Annotated in this window: 16 protein-coding genes and 2 pseudogenes; 6 read left to right on the top strand and 12 right to left on the bottom strand. The window is 59.8% G+C overall.

What is annotated here, in order from left to right; genetic code table 11:
• Positions 1-89: 89 nt before the first annotated feature.
• The 3 genes from metK to NE547_RS03580 all read left to right on the top strand — a co-directional run bounded on the left by metK (position 90) and on the right by NE547_RS03580 (position 4,424).
• On the top strand, positions 90-1,271 hold the full coding sequence (metK, locus tag NE547_RS03590; protein WP_256174779.1) for a methionine adenosyltransferase: 1,182 nt from the start codon (positions 90-92) through the stop codon (positions 1,269-1,271).
• A 486-nt stretch (positions 1,272-1,757) separates the two neighbouring features.
• Positions 1,758-2,879, top strand: coding sequence for a glycosyltransferase family 4 protein (locus NE547_RS03585; protein WP_256174778.1), 1,122 nt, complete (start codon positions 1,758-1,760; stop codon positions 2,877-2,879).
• A gap of 6 nt (positions 2,880-2,885) precedes the next feature.
• Positions 2,886-4,424, top strand: coding sequence for an O-antigen ligase (locus tag NE547_RS03580; protein WP_256174777.1), 1,539 nt, complete (start codon positions 2,886-2,888; stop codon positions 4,422-4,424).
• 55 nt (positions 4,425-4,479) lie between these two features.
• Here the strand turns inward: NE547_RS03580 and NE547_RS03575 are convergent, their stop codons facing one another.
• Together NE547_RS03575 and NE547_RS03570 are read right to left on the bottom strand one after the other, a co-directional pair.
• Positions 4,480-5,847, bottom strand: coding sequence for an MATE family efflux transporter (locus NE547_RS03575; protein WP_256174776.1), 1,368 nt, complete (start codon positions 5,845-5,847; stop codon positions 4,480-4,482).
• Positions 5,848-6,018: 171 nt separating this feature from the next.
• On the bottom strand, positions 6,019-6,462 hold the full coding sequence (locus NE547_RS03570) for a metal-dependent transcriptional regulator (RefSeq protein ID WP_186907919.1): 444 nt from the start codon (positions 6,460-6,462) through the stop codon (positions 6,019-6,021).
• 107 nt (positions 6,463-6,569) lie between these two features.
• Here NE547_RS03570 and NE547_RS03565 point away from each other — a divergent pair, with 107 nt between their 5' ends.
• Together NE547_RS03565 and feoB are read left to right on the top strand one after the other, a co-directional pair.
• Positions 6,570-6,842: a FeoA family protein gene (locus NE547_RS03565; protein ID WP_186907918.1), complete on the top strand. Its 273-nt coding sequence runs from the start codon at positions 6,570-6,572 to the stop codon at positions 6,840-6,842.
• A 26-nt stretch (positions 6,843-6,868) separates the two neighbouring features.
• The gene (feoB, locus tag NE547_RS03560; protein ID WP_256174775.1) at positions 6,869-9,019 is read left to right on the top strand and encodes a ferrous iron transport protein B; all 2,151 of its coding nucleotides are present in this window, start codon (positions 6,869-6,871) and stop codon (positions 9,017-9,019) included.
• A gap of 183 nt (positions 9,020-9,202) precedes the next feature.
• Here the strand turns inward: feoB and NE547_RS03555 are convergent.
• A pseudogene (locus NE547_RS03555) lies at positions 9,203-9,388 on the bottom strand (hypothetical protein); the annotation flags it as partial.
• 20 nt (positions 9,389-9,408) lie between these two features.
• Here NE547_RS03555 and NE547_RS03550 point away from each other — a divergent pair.
• Positions 9,409-9,708, top strand: a pseudogene (locus tag NE547_RS03550) (transposase); the annotation flags it as partial.
• Between the two features lie 412 nt (positions 9,709-10,120).
• On the opposite strand, the gene NE547_RS03545 reads toward NE547_RS03550, so the two are convergent.
• The 9 genes from NE547_RS03545 to NE547_RS03505 form a co-directional block, all read right to left on the bottom strand.
• On the bottom strand, positions 10,121-11,989 hold the full coding sequence (locus tag NE547_RS03545) for an AAA family ATPase (protein WP_256174774.1): 1,869 nt from the start codon (positions 11,987-11,989) through the stop codon (positions 10,121-10,123).
• A gap of 98 nt (positions 11,990-12,087) precedes the next feature.
• Positions 12,088-12,519: a hypothetical protein gene (locus NE547_RS03540; RefSeq protein WP_256174773.1), complete on the bottom strand. Its 432-nt coding sequence runs from the start codon at positions 12,517-12,519 to the stop codon at positions 12,088-12,090.
• Positions 12,516-14,036: a DNA methylase gene (locus NE547_RS03535; protein WP_256174772.1), complete on the bottom strand. Its 1,521-nt coding sequence runs from the start codon at positions 14,034-14,036 to the stop codon at positions 12,516-12,518. Before NE547_RS03535 ends, NE547_RS03540 begins: the two co-directional genes overlap by 4 nt.
• A gap of 52 nt (positions 14,037-14,088) precedes the next feature.
• Positions 14,089-14,400: a DUF6429 family protein gene (locus NE547_RS03530; protein ID WP_256174771.1), complete on the bottom strand. Its 312-nt coding sequence runs from the start codon at positions 14,398-14,400 to the stop codon at positions 14,089-14,091.
• Between the two features lie 128 nt (positions 14,401-14,528).
• A complete protein-coding gene (locus NE547_RS03525) occupies positions 14,529-15,275 on the bottom strand; it encodes a metallophosphoesterase (RefSeq protein ID WP_033120446.1) in 747 nt (248 codons plus the stop codon).
• 17 nt (positions 15,276-15,292) lie between these two features.
• Positions 15,293-15,934: a hypothetical protein gene (locus NE547_RS03520; protein ID WP_256174770.1), complete on the bottom strand. Its 642-nt coding sequence runs from the start codon at positions 15,932-15,934 to the stop codon at positions 15,293-15,295.
• 15 nt (positions 15,935-15,949) lie between these two features.
• Positions 15,950-17,581 carry a recombinase family protein gene (locus NE547_RS03515; RefSeq protein ID WP_256174769.1) on the bottom strand — a complete coding sequence of 544 codons (1,632 nt, stop codon included), beginning with the start codon at positions 17,579-17,581 and terminating at the stop codon, positions 15,950-15,952.
• On the bottom strand, positions 17,578-18,435 hold the full coding sequence (locus NE547_RS03510; RefSeq protein WP_033120449.1) for a recombinase family protein: 858 nt from the start codon (positions 18,433-18,435) through the stop codon (positions 17,578-17,580). The genes NE547_RS03515 and NE547_RS03510 overlap by 4 nt, the downstream gene beginning before the upstream one ends.
• Positions 18,436-20,022 carry a recombinase family protein gene (locus tag NE547_RS03505; protein WP_256174768.1) on the bottom strand — a complete coding sequence of 529 codons (1,587 nt, stop codon included), beginning with the start codon at positions 20,020-20,022 and terminating at the stop codon, positions 18,436-18,438.
• Positions 20,023-20,036: the final 14 nt, after the last annotated feature.

The raw sequence follows: 20,036 nt of genomic DNA, 5'->3' as shown, positions 1-20,036 counted from the left end.
GGATGAGCCTCTTTCCGCGCTCCGCCGTCCGGCGGAGCGCTTTTTCGATCCGGCAGGCTCCCTCCAGAAAAAGAAAGGAAGAAAGAACTATGGCAAAGCGACTGTTTACCTCCGAGTCCGTTACCGAGGGGCATCCCGATAAGGTGTGCGACCAGATCTCCGACGCCGTCCTGGACGACATCCTGGCCGCCGACCCCACCGCCCACGTGGCCTGCGAGACCTTTACCACCACCGGCATCGTGACGGTGATGGGCGAGATCACCACCAAGCACTATACCGACATCCCCGCCATCGTCCGCCGCACGGTGGAGCGCATCGGCTATACCGACCCCAGCTACGGCTTTGATTACCGCTCCTGCGCGGTGATGACCGCCATCGACGAGCAGTCCCCCGACATCGCCATGGGCGTCAACCAGTCCTATGAGGCCCAGAACGGCGGCGTGGACGCGGCCGACCGGATCGGCGCCGGCGACCAGGGCATGATGTTCGGGTATGCCTGCGACGAGACCCAGGAGCTGATGCCCGCCCCCATCTCTATGGCCCACCAGCTCTCCCGCAAGCTTGCCGAGGCGCGCAAGACCGGCGAACTGACCTGGCTGCGGCCCGACGGCAAGAGCCAGGTCACCGTGGAGTATGACGACGATGGCCGCGTGCTGCGCTGCCCGGCCATCGTGGTGTCCACCCAGCACGACCCGGATATCGCCCTCAAGGATCTGCGGGAGGCCATTGTGGAGACCATCATCAAGCCGGTCATCCCCGCCAAGTATATCGACCGGGAGACCAAGTTTTATGTCAATCCCACCGGGCGCTTCGTTGTGGGCGGCCCCGTGGGCGACACCGGCCTGACCGGGCGCAAGATCATCGTGGACACCTACGGCGGCTCCGCTGCCCACGGCGGCGGCTGCTTCTCCGGCAAGGATCCCACCAAGGTGGACCGCTCCGCCGCGTATATGGCCCGCTATGTGGCCAAGAACATCGTGGCCGCCGGCCTGGCCCGCAAGTGCCAGATCGAGCTGGCTTACGCCATCGGCGTGGCCCATCCCGTCTCCGTTCTGGTGGATACCTACGGCACCAGCGTGCTGAGCGAGGAGAAGCTCTCCGCGATCGTGAACGAGTGCTTTGACCTGCGCCCCGCCAAGATCATCGAGCACCTGGATCTGCGCCGTCCCATCTACGAGCAGACCGCCGCCTACGGCCACTTCGGCCGCACCGATATCGACCTGCCCTGGGAGCACACGGACATGGTGGAGAAGCTCAAGAGCTACCGGTAAGAAAGGGCGGGCGGAGTTCCACCGGACCCTCCCGTGCGACCGGGCGCGCAAGCGCCCCGCGCCTGCGGCGCGTACAAGCGTTTTGCGAAGCAAAACCTTGCCGCAGGGCGGATTTACTCCGCCCGAGGAAGTCAAAGCAAAGGGGCCCCACGAAAGGATTCCTTTCGTGGGGAGCGCACACGGACATGGTGGAGAAGCTCAAGAGCTACCGGTAAGAAAGGGCGGGCGGAGTTCCGACGGACCCTCCCGTGCGACCGGGCGCGCAAGCGCCCCGCGCCTGCGGCGCGTACAAGCGTTTTGCGAAGCAAAACCTTGCCGCAGGGCGGATCTGCTCCGCCCGGGGAAGTCAAAGCAAAGGGGCCCGCCGCAGCTGCGGCGGGCCTTCGCTGTTTGAAAAGCAGGTTGATTTCCCCGGCGGTTTCCTGTAGAATGGGAGACGCGGATCGGAAGTCCGCGCCTACTATGGGAAAAAGGGGGTATCCTTCTATGACGAAGGTGCTCTATCTGCTCAACTTCGCCGGGAAGGCGGGGACGGAGCGGTATGTGGAGACTCTGGTGAACTATCTCTCGGCCGACGGACTGGTCCAGCCCTTTTTTGCCTATCATGAGGGCGGCCTGCTGGTGGAGCGGCTGGAGGAGATGGGCGTACCCTGCCGGCGTGTGGAGATGCGCCGCCGCTTCGACTACAAGGCGGCCCGCGACCTGGCGGCCCTGTGTGCCGAGTGGGGGATCGATCTGGTCCACTGCCATTACCTGCGGGAGCACTACACCGCCCTGCTGGCCAAGAAATACAATCCGCATATCCGGGTGGTGTACACCAATCATTTCGTCCTGGCCAACGATGCGGTGACCCGCTTCACCAACCGCATTCTGGATAAGCGCCAGGATCAGATGATCGCCGTGTGCAACAAGGGAAAAGAGCAGCTCATCGCCAACGGCTGGAGCGGGGAGCGCATCCAGGTCATCTTCAACGCCGTGGATCTGGACGCCTGGGCGGGCGAGCGCTCGCAGTCCACCCTCCGCGCCGAACTGGGGCTGGACGAGGGACGTTTTGTGATGCTCTGCGCCTCCCGCTTTGCCGACGACAAGGGGCACCGCTACCTCATCGATTCGGTGAAGCGCCTGACCCAGCGGACGGACAAGCCCTTTACGCTGGTGCTGGCGGGGGACGGCCCGCTGCTGGAGCCCACCAAGGCGCAGGTAAAGCAGCTGGCTTTGGAGGATTGCGTCAAATTCATCGGCTTCCGCAAGGATATCAAGAACCTCTACAAGGGCTCCGACCTGTATGTGAACGCCTCCCGGCACGAGGCGCTGTCCTTCCTTATCATCGAGGCCATGGCGGCGGGCCTGCCCGTTATCGCCACCGACATGGGGGGCAATTCCGATATTGTGAACGACGAGGCGGGCTGCGGACTGCTGGTGGAATATGATAACCCCGATTCCATGGCGGCCGCGATGGAGCGCTTTTTGGAGGACCCCTCCTTTACGGATGCATGCCGGGAAAATGCCCGCAGGACCATCGAGGCGAAATTTGAGGTTCATAAAATGGCCCGTGCCACCTTCGGCGTCTATGAAAAGGCGCTCCACGACGGATTCCAAGGAGTATAAAAACTGATGTCAATTACGGAAAACAGCTGGTTCCTGCGCGTTTTTCTGGCCGCCTGGCTGGGGCTGAAACAGGCGGGAGCCAATAGCGTCCTGGGCCGCGCCCTGGACCGGGTGGGAGAATGGTTTTGCCTACAGGCCAAGAACAGCGTGATCTGGAATGCGCTGTGGCGGGAGGGCGCGGTCTCCCGGCGCTGGCCGGACAGCATTGCCTGCCGTGTGTTCACGGCCATCCTGAACATCCCCTGCGCACTGGTAAAATGGATCTACCAACTGGGGCGGGACATCTGGGCGGGCAGCCTGTTCTGCCGCCTCATCGCCGCGCTGGGCGGCGCCACATCTTTTTTTGTGGGCGTGTTCCTGCTGGTGATGCTGGCGGCGCCCCATTCCCTTTGGAACAATGCCTACGGCTTTGCCGCCGCGGCAGGCCTTTTGGGCCTGTTCGTGATCGGCAGCGCCTCCCGGCCGAAGAACCGCCTGGAGCTGGACCGGCTGGGGCCCTATATGACCCTCTATCTGGCCTTCCTCTGCATTGCGCTGGCGGGGTCCCTGTCCACCCATCTGTCCATGCGGTTTTTCTTCTTCCACCTGACGGGTTTCCTCCTGGTGCTGGTGCTGGTCAGTTCCGTGCGCCGGTACGAGCAGCTCCAGCTGGTGGTGGCCCTGGCGGTGCTGGGCATCTCGGTGGCCGCCCTGTACGGCTGCTATCAGGGCTACGTCGGTGTGGAGGTGGTCCCCTCCCAGCAGGATATGACGCTCAATGCCGATATGCCGGGGCGGGTCTATTCCTTCTTCGACAACCCCAACAACTTTGCCGAACAGCTGGTGATGCTCCTGCCGCTGGATCTGGCCCTTTTTCTGAATTCCCATTGGCGGGGTAAGGTGTTCTCGCTGTTCTCCCTGTGTGCGGGCGTGGCCGCCATCGGCTTTACCTACTCCCGCTCCGGCTGGATCGGACTGGCCTTGGCAGTGGTGGTATTTCTGGCCCTGCTGGATTGGCGCTTTGTACCCCTCATCCTGCTGGTGGGCCTGGCGGCCATCCCGTTCCTGCCCGAGACCATTTACAACCGCATCCTCACCATCGGCAATACCAGGGACACCTCCACCCGCTACCGGTTTGAGATCTATCAGACTACCAAGAATCTGATGGAAGACTATTGGGCCCGCGGCGTGGGCCTGGGCAGCGATGTGATGAAAAAGGTGTTCCAGACCTACCCCACCATCTTCGACGGCAGCTATCCCATCCACACCCACAACAACTATCTGCAGATGTGGGGCGAGACCGGGATACTGGGCCTGCTCGCCTTCCTGGCGCTGCTCCTCTGGCAGCTCAAAAGCGGGGTAAAAGCCTTCTGCGCCGCGGCGGACGTGCGCCTCAGGCGGCTGCTGGCGGCGGCGATCGGCGGCTTCTGCGGTATTTTGGTCATCGGACTGGCCGAATACACCTGGTTCTATCCCCGCAATATGTTCACCTGGTGGTTCCTCTTCGGCGTTATCGCGGCCTGCGTCAAGCTGGCGCACCTCCAGAAGGACAAAAGAACGGCATGATGCGAACGAAAAGGCCCCCCTGATGCAGCGGCATCAGGGGGGCCTTTTGGAGCGTCTATTCCTCATCCGGCATGGGCTTGACGAGCGTTCGATAGGCGCGCGCCAACAGGAAGACGGACAGCGCCAGCGTGACGACCTCCGCGATGGGGAAGGCCCACCAGATGGATTCCAGGGTGCCGCGGAGGGAGAGCAGCCAGGCCACGGGCAGCAGCACGATCAGTTGGCGTGTGAAGGAGATCATCATGCTCTGCACGCCCTTCCCCAGCGCCTGGAGGGTGGAGATGCTGATGATGCTGCCGCTGGCCAGCAGGAAGCTGATGCTGATGATGCGCAGGGCGGGCACGCCGATGGAGAGCATGGTGTCCGACGCGTCGAACAGGCGGAGGATGGGGGCGGGAAGGAGCTGGAAGACCAAAAAGCCTGCTATCATAATGCAGAGAGCCAGCAGGAAGGCGAATTTCACCGTGCCGACCAGCCGTTTTTTCTTCTGTGCGCCCAGATTGTAGGAGACGATGGGCACCATGCCGTTGTTCAGGCCAAAGATCGGCATAAAGGCAAAGGACTGCACCTTGAAGTAGATGCCGAACACGGCGGTGGCGGTGGAGGTAAAGGAGGTAAGGATCTGATTCATGCCGAAGGTCATCACCGAGCCGATGGAGCTGAGGAGGATGGAAGGCACGCCCACGGCATAAATCCGGCGGATCACCGCGCCGTTGGGGCGAAAGCCCCGCAGCCTGGGATGGATCTCCGGATTATGGCGGATGTTGTAATACAGCGCCAGCACAGCCCCCACGCACTGCCCGATCACCGTGGCAAGGGCGGCCCCGGCCACACCCATCTCGGGGAAGGGGCCGATGCCGAAGATCATCAGGGGGTCCAGTACGATATTGATGACCGCGCCCAGCCCCTGGGTGATCATGGTATAGAAGGTGCGTCCGGTGGACTGGAGCAGACGCTCCAGCATGATGGCGGCAAACATGCCGACGGAGAGCCCGCCCACCAGGCGCAGATAGGACACGCCGTAGGAAATGATCTCGGGATCGTCGATCTGGATGGCCATAAAGGGCTGCGCCAACGTCAGAGAGAGGACCAGAACGGCCAGATAGCTGAGCAGCGAGAGAAACACACCATTCTCCGCCGTCTGGTCGGCGAGCGCGAAGTTCTTTTCGCCCAGGCTGCGGGAGAGCAGGGCGTTGACGCCCACGGCGGTCCCAACGCCGATGGAGATCATCAGGTTTTGAAAGGGAAAGACCAGGGATACGGCCGTCAGCGCGCTCTCGCTGATCTGGGCCACGAAAATGCTGTCCACAACGTTATACAGGGCCTGTACCAGCATGGAGATCATCATGGGCAGGGCCATGGTGATCAGCAGGCGGCGCACCGGCATCACGCCCATCTTATTCTCTTGTGCAGTTTGCGGCATGCTTTTCCCTCCAAAGGCGGGCCTTGCAGGGCCCGCGGCAGTCGATTCAAACGATTTGTTATCATTCTAACAGATGAAACGGATATGTCAATGCGCTGCCGTGCGGTTTGTCGGAAATAGACAGAACGGCCCGGGAAGGATCCCGGGCCGTTCTGTGCCTTTTGGCGCATGCTATTCCGCCGGAGCAGCGCTTTCCAGCCGGGACAGCAGGATATCCAGATTGTGCACGGTGCTCTCGTTGAGATAGTGTTCCACCTGCTCCACCTGTTCCAGCTCATCCGTGGAGCCGTTGACCAGACAAAAGAACCGGTGGAGCACGTCGTGCCGGTAGAGCAGGTAACGGCCGATCTCCCAGCCTCGCTGAGTGGGTTGGATGAGACCGTACTTCTCAAAGGTCACCAGACCCTGCTCCCGCAGCTGATAGACCATCTTGGAGGCGGAGGAGGGGCGTACGTTGAGCCGCCCGGCCAAAAAGTTGATGCGCACGTACCCCTCCGCCCGGGCCTGGCGGCAGATCATCTCCAGGTAATCTTCCATAGCGCCGGTCATTTGCTGCTGTTTGCGCATCTGATAGCCCTTTTGAGTGTAAAAATCCGCCTGTTCCGTCTGGGACATACGCGCGCACCTCCCATTCCGGCGGCACCTTTTGCCGCACGGCACAATAAGATAGGGTGCGGAAACAAAGTTTCCTTACACCAACTTATGGCAAGGGGATTTGAGATATGAGCGAATATTCTCTCAGCGCCCTGCGGGTCGGGCAGAGCGCCTACGTAGCGGAGATCCAGGCCGATGAGGCCATGCGCCGCCGGCTGCTGGATCTGGGCCTGATCCGGGGCACCCGGGTCACCTGCACCGCCAAAAGTCCCGCCGGGGACCCGGCGGCGTATCTGATCCGGGGCGCGGTCATCGCCCTGCGGGGCCGGGACGCCCGGGGCGTCCGGCTGGAGGGGCTCTGCCCGGAGCGTGCCCCGGCGGGCCGGACTGCACTGGCCTGAACGCAGTAAGGGGGGAGGAGCTGGCGATGGGATTGACCAATACCTCCACCGGCGCGGGCGCGGTGGACGGCGGGCTGGTGCTCCAAAAGAACCGGCCGGAGGACCGGGTGATCGCCCTGGCGGGGAACCCCAATGTGGGCAAGTCCACCGTCTTCAACGCGCTGACCGGGCTCCGGCAGCATACGGGAAATTGGCCGGGAAAGACCGTGGCCAACGCGCAGGGACAGTGTGAGCACCGGGAACGGGGCTACGTGCTGGTGGATCTGCCGGGTACGTATTCCCTCATGGCCCACTCGGCGGAAGAAGAGGTGGCGCGGGATTTTCTCTGCTTCGGCGGCGCGGACGCGGCGGTCGTGGTGTGCGACGCCACCTGTCTGGAGCGCAATCTGAATTTGGTCCTGCAGACGCTGGAGCTGGAACCGCGGTGCGTGGTGTGCGTCAACCTGCTGGATGAGGCCCGAAAAAAAGGGATCCGGGTGGATCTGGAGGGCCTCGCCCGGCGGCTGGGGGTGCCGGTGGTGGGTACGGCGGCCGGGCGGGGCGAGGGGCTGGAGGAATTGATGGACGCGGTGGCGGAGCTGACCGCCGCGCCGGAAGCGCCGGCGCCGCCGCCGGTGCGCTACCTGCCGCCCATCGAGGCCGCGGTGGAGCAGCTGCGTCCGCTGCTGGAAACACGGCTGGCCGGACGGCTGAGCGCACGCTGGACGGCCCTGCGGCTGCTGGATCAGGACGCTGCGCTGCTGGAGCGCCTGTCGGAAACGCTGGGCTGGGACGTGCGGCGGGACGAGGCGCTACAGAAAGCGCTGGAGGGCGCACGGGGCGTTCTGGCCCGGTCCGGGCTCGGCGCAAAGGAACTCAGGGATTGCCTGGTCTCGCGGCTGGTTTTGACCGCGGAGGAGCTGTGCGCCGGTGTGGTCTCCTGTGAGCGGGAGGAGCGCCTGGAACGGGACCGCAAGCTGGACCGCCTGCTCACATCCCGCGCCACCGGGATTCCTCTGATGCTTCTGCTGCTGGCCGGGGTGTTCTGGCTGACCATCCAGGGCGCCAATTACCCGTCGCAGCTGCTCTCTGCGGGCCTGTTCTGGGTCCAGGACCGGTTGAGTGACCTGCTTACCGCTCTGAATGCCCCGGCATGGCTCCATGGGGCGCTGGTGTTGGGGGTGTACCGGGTACTGGCCTGGGTGGTCTCGGTGATGCTGCCCCCTATGGCCATCTTTTTCCCTCTGTTCACCCTGCTGGAGGACTTCGGTTATCTGCCGCGGGTGGCCTTCGTGCTGGACCATGCATTTCAAAAGGCCAGCGCCTGCGGCAAGCAGGCGCTGACCATGGCCATGGGCTTTGGTTGCAACGCGGCCGGCGTGGTGGGCTGCCGCATCATTGATTCGCCCCGCGAACGGCTTATCGCCATCCTGACCAACAATTTTGTTCCCTGTAACGGGCGCTTTCCCACTCTGATCGCAATCATTACCATGTTTTTTGTGGGGACCGGAGCGGGTATGGGACGGGGCGTGCTGTCGGCGCTGCTGCTGACCGGGGTCATCCTGCTGGGGGTCTTTCTCACCTTCTGGGTGTCCCGGCTGCTGTCCGGTACCATCCTGAAGGGCGTGCCCTCCTCCTTTACGCTGGAGCTTCCGCCCTACCGGCGGCCGCGCATCGGGCAGGTCATCGTCCGCTCGGTGCTGGACCGGACCCTGTTCGTGCTGGGGCGGGCGGTGTCCGTTGCGGCCCCGGCGGGGCTGCTGATCTGGCTGTGCGCCAATGTTCGGGTGGGCGGGGGCAGCATCCTGGACTGGTGCACCGGATTTTTGGACCCCTTCGCCCGGCTGCTGGGGCTGGACGGAGTCATCCTGATGGCCTTCCTCCTGGGCTTTCCGGCCAATGAGATCGTGCTGCCCATCATTATCATGGCCTATCTCTCCAGCGGCTCCCTGCTGGCGCTGGATGATCTGGAGGCCCTGCGGGCGCTGCTGGTGGACAACGGCTGGACCTGGCTGACGGCGGTGTGCACCATGCTCTTTTCCCTGGTCCACTGGCCCTGCTCCACGACCTGCCTGACCATTGGGAAGGAGACGGGCAGCGCCAAATGGACCCTGGTCTCCATCCTGCTGCCCACCGGCATCGGGATGCTGGTCTGCTTTTCGGTTGCCACCACGGCCCGTCTGCTGGGCCTGGCCTGAAAAACGAAGAGCGCCCCGGTCCCGACCGCTTTTGCGGCTGGGGCCGGGGCGTTTTGCGCCTAAAGGTTTCTTTGATCTTTCGCCGCACCTGATTTGACAATCCGCCAAAAGCCTTTTCCCACTGTTTCTGCAGATCCGATTTTGAAAAATGTGCCAGCAGGCTGGTGGTGTACCGCTATATCAATGAAAACACTCTGTTGCCGAAGCCGCTTTTTTCTCCAACTGCTCATATTCCAGAAGGTTATTATCCTGCAAATAGGCAAGGGCTGCGGCCATCTGTTTTAGATTGAATACCTTAGCCCACCGTTCATATCCCGGCCCTTTTCGTTGAAGCTTTGATTGAATGTCGATAGCCAGACTAACCGTGCGGCGGTTCTGCCCGGTGCGCTTATGCTCTCGGAGTCAAGAGCTGGCGGGTAAACTGGCCTGAGCTTTCGACTATGTTCAAGTATCCTCCTGAAATTCGCACGCTCATTTACACGACCAATGCCATTGAGAATTTCAATCGCCAGCTGCGCAAGGTGACAAAGACGAAGAGCGCCTTTGTTTCCGATGACGCTCTGATGAAAATTCTGTATTTGGCGACGATCAACATCACTGAAAAATGGACGATGCCCATCCGTAATTGGGGCACGATTCTCGACCATCTCATGATTTATTTCGGCCACAGGGTGCCAATCACCCTCTAATTGCATTTCACCTGCCTTCGGTCTTTACACAGAATTTTACGCACTACCTATATTCCATTAATACAATGTCTGCATAAATTATGGTTCGTCGTTTATAATAGTCAATTTAACCTTTCACAATCCTCACTCTACCCCTTCTTCGCTCCCCCAACATCCACTCTCACCCACCCCCGGATACCCTGTGCTGGTGTCCGGGGGATGTTTTTTGGTGCGCCGTGCTGTAAAATTTCGCAGATTTTTAACCTCAAACGCTAAGTTTAACCTCGAAAATTGGTATCATATTAGCACATAACACATTAAACGAAAACAAAAGAAAACCCTGTAACCGTTGAGATTACAAGGTTTTCTTTGGAAGGGGCGGTTAAAATCGATATTTTTGATTTCGTCGTCCGAATACCCGCATCGAGCCGTTTTACAGCACAGGGCCCATTGTCTGGGGAACAATCTTGTTTGACTGGCACACATCGAGATTGGGCAGTTCTTTCAGATAGGACTCTACATTTTGATACTGCACGCCCTTTTCGGCCTGCGCTGTTTCACCCCGATATAGCACATACCGTCCCCGAATCGGGCCGAACCGCCGCTCCGTCTGCTGGCACTTTTCTTCATCGATCAAATGCCGGTACTGCTCCGGCGTCCGATTCCCGCTGTGCTTGATCTCAAAGATCTCACAGCTGTTCTCTTTTTCGTTATAGATCACCATGTCAAACTCGCCGGCAGCAAATTGCAGCTTGAATACACGATGGTCTCTGTCAGCTGCCTTCAGGGTTTCCAGCAGCACAATATCCTCCATCATCCGTCCACGGACTTCTTCCAGAATCCGCTCTGTGACCTGCGCCTTTTCCAGCTCACTGTGCGCCGCGAAGGTCTCGTCTTTCATCAGCGCGTGGACAAGGGCCTGTGCCTGGCAATACCGCATCCCCGGCTGGGTGAACAGGATATGCTCCACGGGCTTGGCGTCTGGATCTGCCGTTTCAATGGGGCAGTCCACGATCAGCTCCAGCGCGGCCAAATATTCCTTGATCTCGTTGACATGGGCCTGTGTGATGCCGATAGACTGCTCCTCCCGGTTCCGAATGTCCAGCAGTTCCATCAGCCGGCGGGTGACGACCTCAGTGTCAATGGTATCCAGCACATCTGTGCGTTTTTGGGGATTGCGTTCTTTCCGCAGATTCGCGGCGGTGAGCCGCAGGTCATGGGAGGTGAAGTCCTCTGTCAGCACCGAAATCAGGAAACGGTGGTTCATGTCCTCAATGATCCGGTTGATGGCACTGGTCAATTCCCCGGCCTTGTATAAGGAGTACAAATGGCGAAAATGCCCGCCGGCCTCATAGCAGGCCAGGGAGTGCTGGATGTTCCGGCAGATCGCCGTGTCGATATAGCGCCGTGTAGACTCGTCATCCCGGAAGGAGGCGTCCTGGGCGTTGGCGTCCGCGTCGTCAAATGCTGTTTCACCGGCCCGCAGCGTCCCGCCATAGCGGATATACTCGTCGATGCTGTTGATCCCCAGCAGCCGGCTGTATTCCCGGTAGGGGATAAAGGTCGTGTGGATGGGCTTGGCCCGGTCGTACAGCTCCTGATCCATTGCCAGCCAGAAGCCCAGAGAGTCGGTACCGGACAGGACAATCTTCATCCCCATGGCGGCAAAGACATCGGAGAAGATGGCGGCGGAATCGATGAAGTCGCGCATCAGCGTAACCTCATCAATGAATACGTACTGGAATCCCGCGTCAAACAGCTTTTTCAGATCCCGGTTCATCATCGCCATATTGTCTGTCCTGCGGGCTTTGAGATAGGCGGCCCGCGAAAGAGCCTCGCTGGTCATCCGTCCGATGGCCTGCCGGAGCATGGTGGTTTTTCCCGTCCGGCGCAGGCCGAAGACCAGGCAGACCCGGTCGCGCCCAGAGCCGTACAGGTAATCCTCCAGCTGTGCAAAGCAGTCCCGCCGCTGCCAGCTCTCTACCCCTTGGAACATGGCGTCCAGCCCTCTGCCGGTAATGACACTGGTTTCAAAGTCCAGCTTCGGCTGGCTCTGTTTCGGCATCCCAGCCTGCAGCTTCTTTAACTCCGCCTGCAGGGATCTCCGCTCCTCAATTTGCTTTTGGAGCGGTTCCAGCTCTCCATCCCGCAGATACCGGCTGCGTTTTTTCCCGGCCTCTGTCCACTGGTGGTAATAGCGGGCCTTGCCATTGATGTTTTTCTTTGAGATATATCCAATGGGCAGCCCATTGATCTGCCGCTCTAACGCTTGGATGGCGTCCAGCCTCTTTTTTTCGTCCATGCCGCGCCCCCTTTCTCTGTTGATTATTATACCCCATTATAACCTCTTTATCAAGGGGTTATAATGGGGTTATTTCGGCCTGTCCGCACTGGCTGGTCCTATCCATCTGGAAGAATGTTGCGGAAGCAGGTGCTCTGAAGTTCCAGCACATCCTCCAAGGGGATGCTCGTCCCATCCGTGAGGACCAGTGCCTGTGCCGCCTCGTCCAGCTTTTTCAGCCGTCCCGTGGCCGTGATATACCGCCCGCCCTCTTTCTTCCCGTCGGGCTGGAACCAGGTCACCGTGATTTCCGGCTGCTCCGAGATCTGCTCCAGCAGCACGGCCTGCCGCCGGTCCAGTTCCGCCCTGGTGTCCTCGTCCAGCTCGATCTTCCGATCCGTCAACCGGGTGGTCTCCGCCAGGGCGGCGGCGTGGCCGGACAGGGCCGCGAAAGGGGAGAACTGTGCCGCCCGGTCATGGAGGGACATCCGGGGGTGCCGCTTAGAGGTGGGATGGGGGAGATTTATGATGTTGTCGTATGGTCCGCTCATGCCTGATGCCCTCCGATGGTCTGGTTCCGCTCCTTGGTAGTGGCGCCCTCCTCCAGGTTCATCCCCTTGAGAATGGCGTTCTTGCCGTACTTCATTTTGATGCCAAGCATGGCCTCCTGAATCTTCCGTTCCCGGGCGTGGTCAGCCTCGTCCTCCGCCTGCTGCCGTTCTTTGGCGGCGTAGTCGGTGAAGAGATCCAGCTGCTCTGCCTCCCCGCCCTTGGGGACGGTGGCCTCGTCCAGCAGCTTGTTGGCGCTGATGCTCAGCCGCCGCACCAGCAGGTTCGGGTCCACGACCCGGTCATAGAGGGTGGTGACGGCTTTCAGCAGGTCATTGGCGGAGGAGGTATAGGGGAAGTTCTCCGTACCAATGGCGTGCTTGGGGATATTCCGGCCGTAGCGGTCGGTGGTGACGGGGCCGTGATACCGGGCAGCGCGGCCGGGGTCGTCCAGGTTCTCCCGGTCGTAGCCCACAGTGAGCACCAGCTGGTTGGTCACCAGCCTCTTGTCCACCAGATCCAGGGCCAGGACATCCGCCATCTCCCGCACCACCAGCCGGGCCTTTTCAAAGGTATAGGGGCACTGGAGCACTTGGGCGGAGACGATGCTCTTGTGCTCCGGCTTGTAGGCTTTCGCGTCCGCGATGGTACAGGGTTCCCAACCCCAGGCGTGGTCAATGAGCAGCTCCGCGTTGACACCAAAGAGCTTATAAAGCAGTTCCTCATTGTGGTAGTCCGTAGGCTTGCCAATGGAACACCGTGCGATATCCCCCATGGTGTAGAGGCCGTGGGCCTCCAGCTTGGCGGCATAGCCCTTGCCCACCCGCCAGAAGTCGGTGAGAGGCCGGTGGGTCCACAGGAGCCGCCGGTAGGTCATCTCGTTGAGCTTGGCGATCCGCACCCCGTCCTTGTCCGCGTGGACGTGCTTGGCCACGATGTCCATTGCAGTCTTGGCCAGGTACAGGTTAGTGCCCATCCCCGCCGCGGCGGTGATGCCGGTGGTCTTCAGGATATCCAGGATGATGGTCCGGGTCAGCTCCCGCGCTGTCATCTTGTAGGTATCCAGGTAGTTGGTGACATCCATGAATACCTCATCGATGGAATAGGGATAGATGTCCTCCGGCGCCACATACTTGAGGTACACGCTGTAGACGCGGGTACTCCAGTCAATGTAGTGGGCCATCCGGGGCGGGGCTACGATATAGTCGAGAGCCAGAGACGGATTTTGCCGCACCTCCGGGTCGTGGGAGGAAGCGCCGGTGAGCTGCCGGCCAGGTGCGCTCCGCTGTCGCTGGGCATTGACCTCCTTGACCCGTTGGACCACCTCAAACAGCCTGGCCCGGCCGGAAATGCCGTAAGCCTTCAGGGAAGGGGTGACCGCCAGGCAGATGGTCTTTTCGGTGCGACTCAGATCCGCTACCACAAGGTTGGTGGTCATGGGGTCCAGCCCACGCTCGATGCACTCCACGCTCGCGTAAAACGATTTCAGGTCACAGCAAATGCAGGTCCGCTCCTTCATACTCCGGTCACCCCTTTCCTAAACAGAGCAGATATGATGTTTCAGTTTGTATTCAGTCGTTGTCCCGCTCTTTTTCTTCCAATTTGATCCCATACTGAGCCAACAGCTTCCGTGCTTCGGCTTCCCCCTCTGGTGTGATGAGGGCAGGGTAGGTTCGCCCGGCAGCGTTGATCAGCCCCTCCTCTGACAGTTTATCCAGCAGGCTGTGTTCATAGCCCTTCCAGCACCGGCGGACAAGTGGATACTTTTCCAGGTCCCTTTTCTTGACCGCCCGCAGCCCTGGCGTATCCCGCTCCTCCCAGGAGGTGAGATACATCAGCATGAGGGTCAGCTCCCGAATGGCTTTCTTTTGCTTTTCCGACATTCCGGCCGTCCTCCAATCTTTTTTCTTTGGTATCATCATATCACAGGACGAGCCGTCCGTCTATTCCGCAATTCCTTCCGGTTTTACAAGCAGGAGCGGCCCGAAGGCCGCTCCGCCGCATGGGGCGCCTACTCCAGCTGAGAGATCTGTTCCCACTGGAGGATGTATTTTTCATCAATGATCCGGTTGTCATGGTAGTGGCCGAAAAACCAGTAGGCAAATTTGCATCGCTGGCTGATTGTTTCAAGGAAGTCCGTCAGTTCATCCGTTCCATAGGAAGGGTTGACTTTTCTCACTACACTGCTGGGAGCGCAATGGGTCAGGATACAGTCCACCGTCCAGTTGACCCGGTCCAGGTTTGCCAGGGCCTCTTGGTATTCCTCCGGGCTGGGCATCTCCTCAGCCCACCAGCTCACACCCTTGACCCGGAACATGGCCCGCATCCGGCGCATCAGCCAATACTGGCGCTCGAAATCCGGAGCGGCGGGATCGAGGATGCCATCCTGAATATCGTGGGAGGCCGCGCCGCCCATGGTAAACCAGGTGAGGCCGCCGAAGTGGAAGACCTGTCCCCGCATAAGGTGCAGGACATGATCCCGCGCCGCATGGACCCGCCCGCCGTTCCACTCCTTTTCCGGAAGAGCGTCCAACAGGCCAAAATTCTCATGGTTCCCGTCCACGAACAGGGTGGTAAAGGGCTTTTCCTCCAGCCAGTCCAGCCAGTGCTGGTCTTTCTGGCCTCCGTCCCACAAGCCTCCGAAATCGCCTGTGATGATGACATAGTCCTCTCGGCTCATCTCTTTCTGCTGGGGGAAGTATTTGCTTCCAAAGCGTTGGAAGCCGCCGTGAGTATCTCCTGTGATATAAATCGCCATTCTGTCACACCTCATGTCTACAGGGTCATTTGCTGCTGCCCTGGCAGCGGGGAACGGATCTCCGCATCGGTTGCCGTGCGGATTCCGGGGCCGTTTCTGGTTTCTGCCGTCACCAGCCGGCCCTTCTGAACAAGCTGTTCCATCAGTTTCCCAACGAATTGATTTGCAAGATTGTGTTTGCCGTCCTTATCGCAGAGCCTGCGCACAGAGAACCTTTGAGCGACATTCAAAGCGACCGGGCCCGCGACATACAGGTTCTTGCGTTTTGTCCGGCACTGTTCCAGGATCGTCTGCGTAATCTCCTCGCGCTTGCTTTCCAACTGGCCCAGATATTCTTCATCGGTGAGTTCCCAGTACCGCTCATAGCAGTCAACGCCATAGCACTGGAAGGTTTCCGCCTCTTTCATCAATGCTTGGAGCGCGGGGATTTCGTTCACCTCTATGATACCACTAAAATTCATCGGGTGCAGGTATAGATCCTGCTGGCCTTTCGTGACGGTATCAGATGTACTGTCTCCGTCGGGATGCAGATCCCAGCCCGCACTCTGGAACAGGCGGCGAGTTTCCTCTCGAAACTCAGTCGCGTCACTCTCGTCCAGCCAGCCGGAATCGAACTGATAGCGGCTGTGAATCCGGAAATATGTTTTTCTGTATTCCATAATACCTCAGCCTCCTCATTTTTGCTGGGTGATCTCCGTCCCGTCCTTGAACCGGACAAGGAGGTTCTCCTTGTCCAGCACCTTGATATTGCTGATGAGCTGGCGCACGGTCAGCTCATCGAAGGCACTGATCGCGCCGGTTGCGCCATCCACCTCCTTGCTGAGCTCCTCCAGCCGATGTTCGAATACCGGGGCAGTCTGCTGGGTACGCTCCAGCTCCGCTTTCTTCGCCATCAGGCTGGTTTTGGCCATGTTTACCTGCTGGAGCTCCTCATCATAGTCGGTGCAGTCCGGCCCGGCGCCCACAATCAGCTGGAAGATCTCCAGCTGGCGTTCCTGCAGGCCGCGTATCCGCACCTCCACCGCCGGCAGAGTCAGTTCCTGTTCCTCCCCGGCGAGGGCGGCGGCAATGCTGGCTTTCAGTTCGTCCTTGGCCATCTGTGTTTGAAAAAGCTCGTTCATGGCCCCGATCACCGCGGCGTGAAGATCCTGCTCATCCCAGGTGGGCGATTTCTTGCAGAGCTTTTTTCCATGCTCCAGCCGGTTCTGGCACCGCCACACCACCCGCTTGACGCCTTTCTGCGTCCAGATCACCCGCCGGTAGGGGCTGCCGCATTCTCCGCAGACCAGCAGTTCACTGAGAACATATTTGCCGCAGTATTTACCCAGCTCCGTCTTGGTTTTTGACGATGTCTTTCGGATGCTGGAGCGCCGGGCAATTTCCTCCTGCACCTTCTGAAAGGTTTCCCTGTCAATGATGGCCGGATGGCAGTCGTGTACATAATATTTCGGCAGCTCACCGTTGTTGACCCGCTTTTCTTTGCTGAACAGATCCGCGATGTAGGTCTTTTGAAGCAGGGCGTCTCCAATATATTTCTCGTTGCAGAGCATCTTCTGGATGACGCTGTCATGCCAGATTTCTTTGCCGGTAGCGGTTTTGATCCCGTCCGCCATCAGGTCGGTGACGATCTGGCGGACGCTATGGCCCAGCAGATACCGGGAAAAAATCCGGCGCACCACCGCAGCCTGCTCCGGATCGATTTCCGGCCGGCCGTCCGCTCCCCTCCGGTAGCCGAGGAAGCCTTTGTAGTTGTAGTAGACCTTCCCGTCCTGGAAGTTCTTGCGGTGGCCCCACTTCACATTCCCGCTGAGGGATTCGCTCTCCGCCTGGGCCTGGCTCATCATAAAGGTGAGAATCATCTCATTGTCCATATAGAGCGTGTTCACATTTTCCTTTTCAAAGTACACGCCTACACCGTATTGTTTCAGGCGGCGCACATAGTTCAGCCCGTCCAGTGTGTTGCGGCAGAACCGGGACACCGACTTGGTGATGACCAGATCGATCTTCCCCTTTTGGCAGTCCCGTACCATCTTCAGGAAGTCCTTGCGCTTCCGGGCCGAGGTGCCGGTGATCCCCTCATCCGCATACAGGCGCACCATGGTCCAGTCCGGATTGGAGTTGATCTTGTCGGTATAGTACTCGATCTGCGCCTCATAGCTGGATAGCTGCTCCTCCTTGTCGGTGGACACCCGGCAGTAGGGGGCCACCCGCAGATGTTTTTTGCGGATATCACGCTCCGCCAGCTGGGGATCACAGGGGATTATAGTTACCTTTTTGGGCGTTGCCGCCTGTACAGCCGCGTTCATACCGCCAGCTCCTCTCTATGTTGAATCTTCAATACGGGCATCGGTGCCAGCTCTATGCCGCCTTGTCCCATACGGATATGGCTGGCGGCCGCTTCGCAAAATGCCCATAGGGTTTCTTCATCCTCCGGGTTCTCGCGCACCTGCCGGACGAGATCCCTCAGCCGCTGGCAGGGGCCGGGGTCCGGCATTTCATTGTAACGCTCGGTAGCCGCGCCGAGGATAAGGGCTTTCACATATTCGTGGTTGGCGTCCGCCCGATTGAAGCACAGGTTCAGTTCATTCTGGATGCGGATGCTGTCCAGGGAGGGGGTGGGCGGAGCCGTTTCCCTGATCTCTTCCACAGCCAGAGCCAGCAGGCGGAGTTTCTTTCGCACCCGCGCCAGCAGTTCCTCGTCTGCAATGTACAGGCTGTGCCCGCATTCCGGGTTCTGGCAGTGCCAGCGGGGGCGGCCTTGGCGCCTGGTGTCCCGCGTCATGGGGGAGCCGCATATCGCGCACACTGCCCGCCCGCGCACCGGAGCCAGCTGTTTTGGGCAGGGGGCATAGGTAGTCTGGTCACCGCGCCGCAGCTGGACGGCAAGGAAATCGGCATCGGAAATCAATCGGGGGCATACATCGCCGCCCAGGTATTTGGGATTTTCCAAGATGCGTTTTACCATGTGCTTGTTCCACCGCGGTGTGTGCTGATGATAACGGATGCCCTGCCGCTCCATCTCCGCGGCGATTTGGCTGTAGGACGCGCCCAGCAGATAGCGGGAAAAGATGTCCTGGACCGCTTTTTCTTCCTCAGTCTGACGGATGATTTCTCCGTTTTGAATCGAGTAACCGAACGGAATTTTTCTCTGCCAAGCCATTTACCGCACCGCCCTTTCCACTTTTTCCGTCAGCTCCAGGCCATTGTGGAGCTGGAACCTCACCTGCTCTGCTGATACGATTATGATTCGCTGGATGAGCTCCTCGAAGGCACCGGCGTCCACCTGGTCCATCCGCTCAGGGATCTCCTCCAGATACACCAGCATCTGCTCTGTGGCTTGGATCTGGCGGTCTTCTCCTGTGGAATCGAGGATGCGGCGCCGCAGTTTGCGCAGATCCCGCAGTTTCCGGCCGATCTCGTCCGTCTGGGATAAATAGAGAGCAGAATCCACGTATCCTTTCGACTTCAGCCGTACAAGGACGAGATTCTGCTCTGTGAGATGGGATATTTCTTTGTCAATATCGCTGATTCTGCGGTTGGAGCGGAGCTCCCGTTCCCGCAGCTCCCGCAGCTGCCCCAGAACCGGCCGCAGGATGCGGCCGCTGCCCTGCTTCAGCTTCCGGCAGAGACGGAGGACCGCCTGTTCGATCTCCGTTTCCGGAATTTGTGGGATCGGGCAGTCAGCCTTGGACTTGTCATGCCGGTGGCAGACCCAATACCGCTTTCCACTGGAGATCTTTTGGCGGCACATGGAGCCGCACTCCCCACAGAAAATGTGGCCGCTGTACACAGATTCCCGCGGTTTTGCACCTGCTGTAAACTGTTCCCTGCGGGATGCCATCAGCTCCTGTACCCGTTGGAACTCCTCCCGGCTGACGATGGCAGGGTGGCAGTTCTCCACAAAGTATTGCGGTTTCTCTCCATGATTGCGCACCTGCCGGAAGGGGATGGTATCGGTGGCATAGCTCTTTTGCCAGATCATATCCCCGGTGTAGGAGATGTTGGTCAGGATGTAGTGTACTGTGGACGGATGCCATTTCTGTCGTCCCCGGCCCCGCTCTGTTCCGAGCCGGTTCAGCTCTCTGGCAATGTCTTCTTTGCCCTGGCCCCTCAGATAGGCGCTGTAAATCATGCGGACCACCTCAGCCTCCTCGGGGATGATCTCCAGATCACGGCCTGCCAGCCGGTAGCCATAGGGCGCTGTGGGCGGGACGAACAGCCCCTTTTCCATCCGCATCCGCACGCTGGTGCGCATATTGCCGGAGTGGTTGGTGGATTCCATCTGGGCGAAAGCCCCGTAGATCTGCGCGACCTGTTCCGAGGTCATTTTCCCCGTATCAATATTTTCCTTTTCGAAGTAGATGCTGATCCCAAGGCGGAGCAGCTCCCGCACGAATTGAATGTACTCCTTGGTGTTGCGGGCAAACCGGGAGATGGATTTGACCAATACCCGGTCGATCTTTCCCGCCCTGCAGTCCTCCATCATTCGGTTGAAGTCATCCCGCCTGCGGGCCTCCAGACCGGTGATCCCCTCGTCCGCGTAGATGTCCACCATCTCCCAGTCCTCTTTCGAGGCGATGTACTTGCTGTAAAAATCGACCTGGGCAATGTAGGAGTTGATCTGGTCATCGGAGTCGCTGCTGACCCTCGCGTAGGCGGCCACCCGCAATTTGGCCCGTTCCGGTGCGCGTGGGTCGATCACGGTAATCCGTGGAGCGCCCGCGGCTGCTGTGTTTGCCGTTGTCATATCTTTTTTGACCT

This window comes from Flavonifractor sp. DFI.6.63, assembly GCF_024462255.1.
GTDB classification, from domain to species: Bacteria; Bacillota; Clostridia; order Oscillospirales; family Oscillospiraceae; genus Lawsonibacter_A; species Lawsonibacter_A hominis.
The sequence above is the reverse complement of the archived record's forward strand: the minus strand, read 5'-3'. Positions and strand labels throughout refer to the sequence as shown.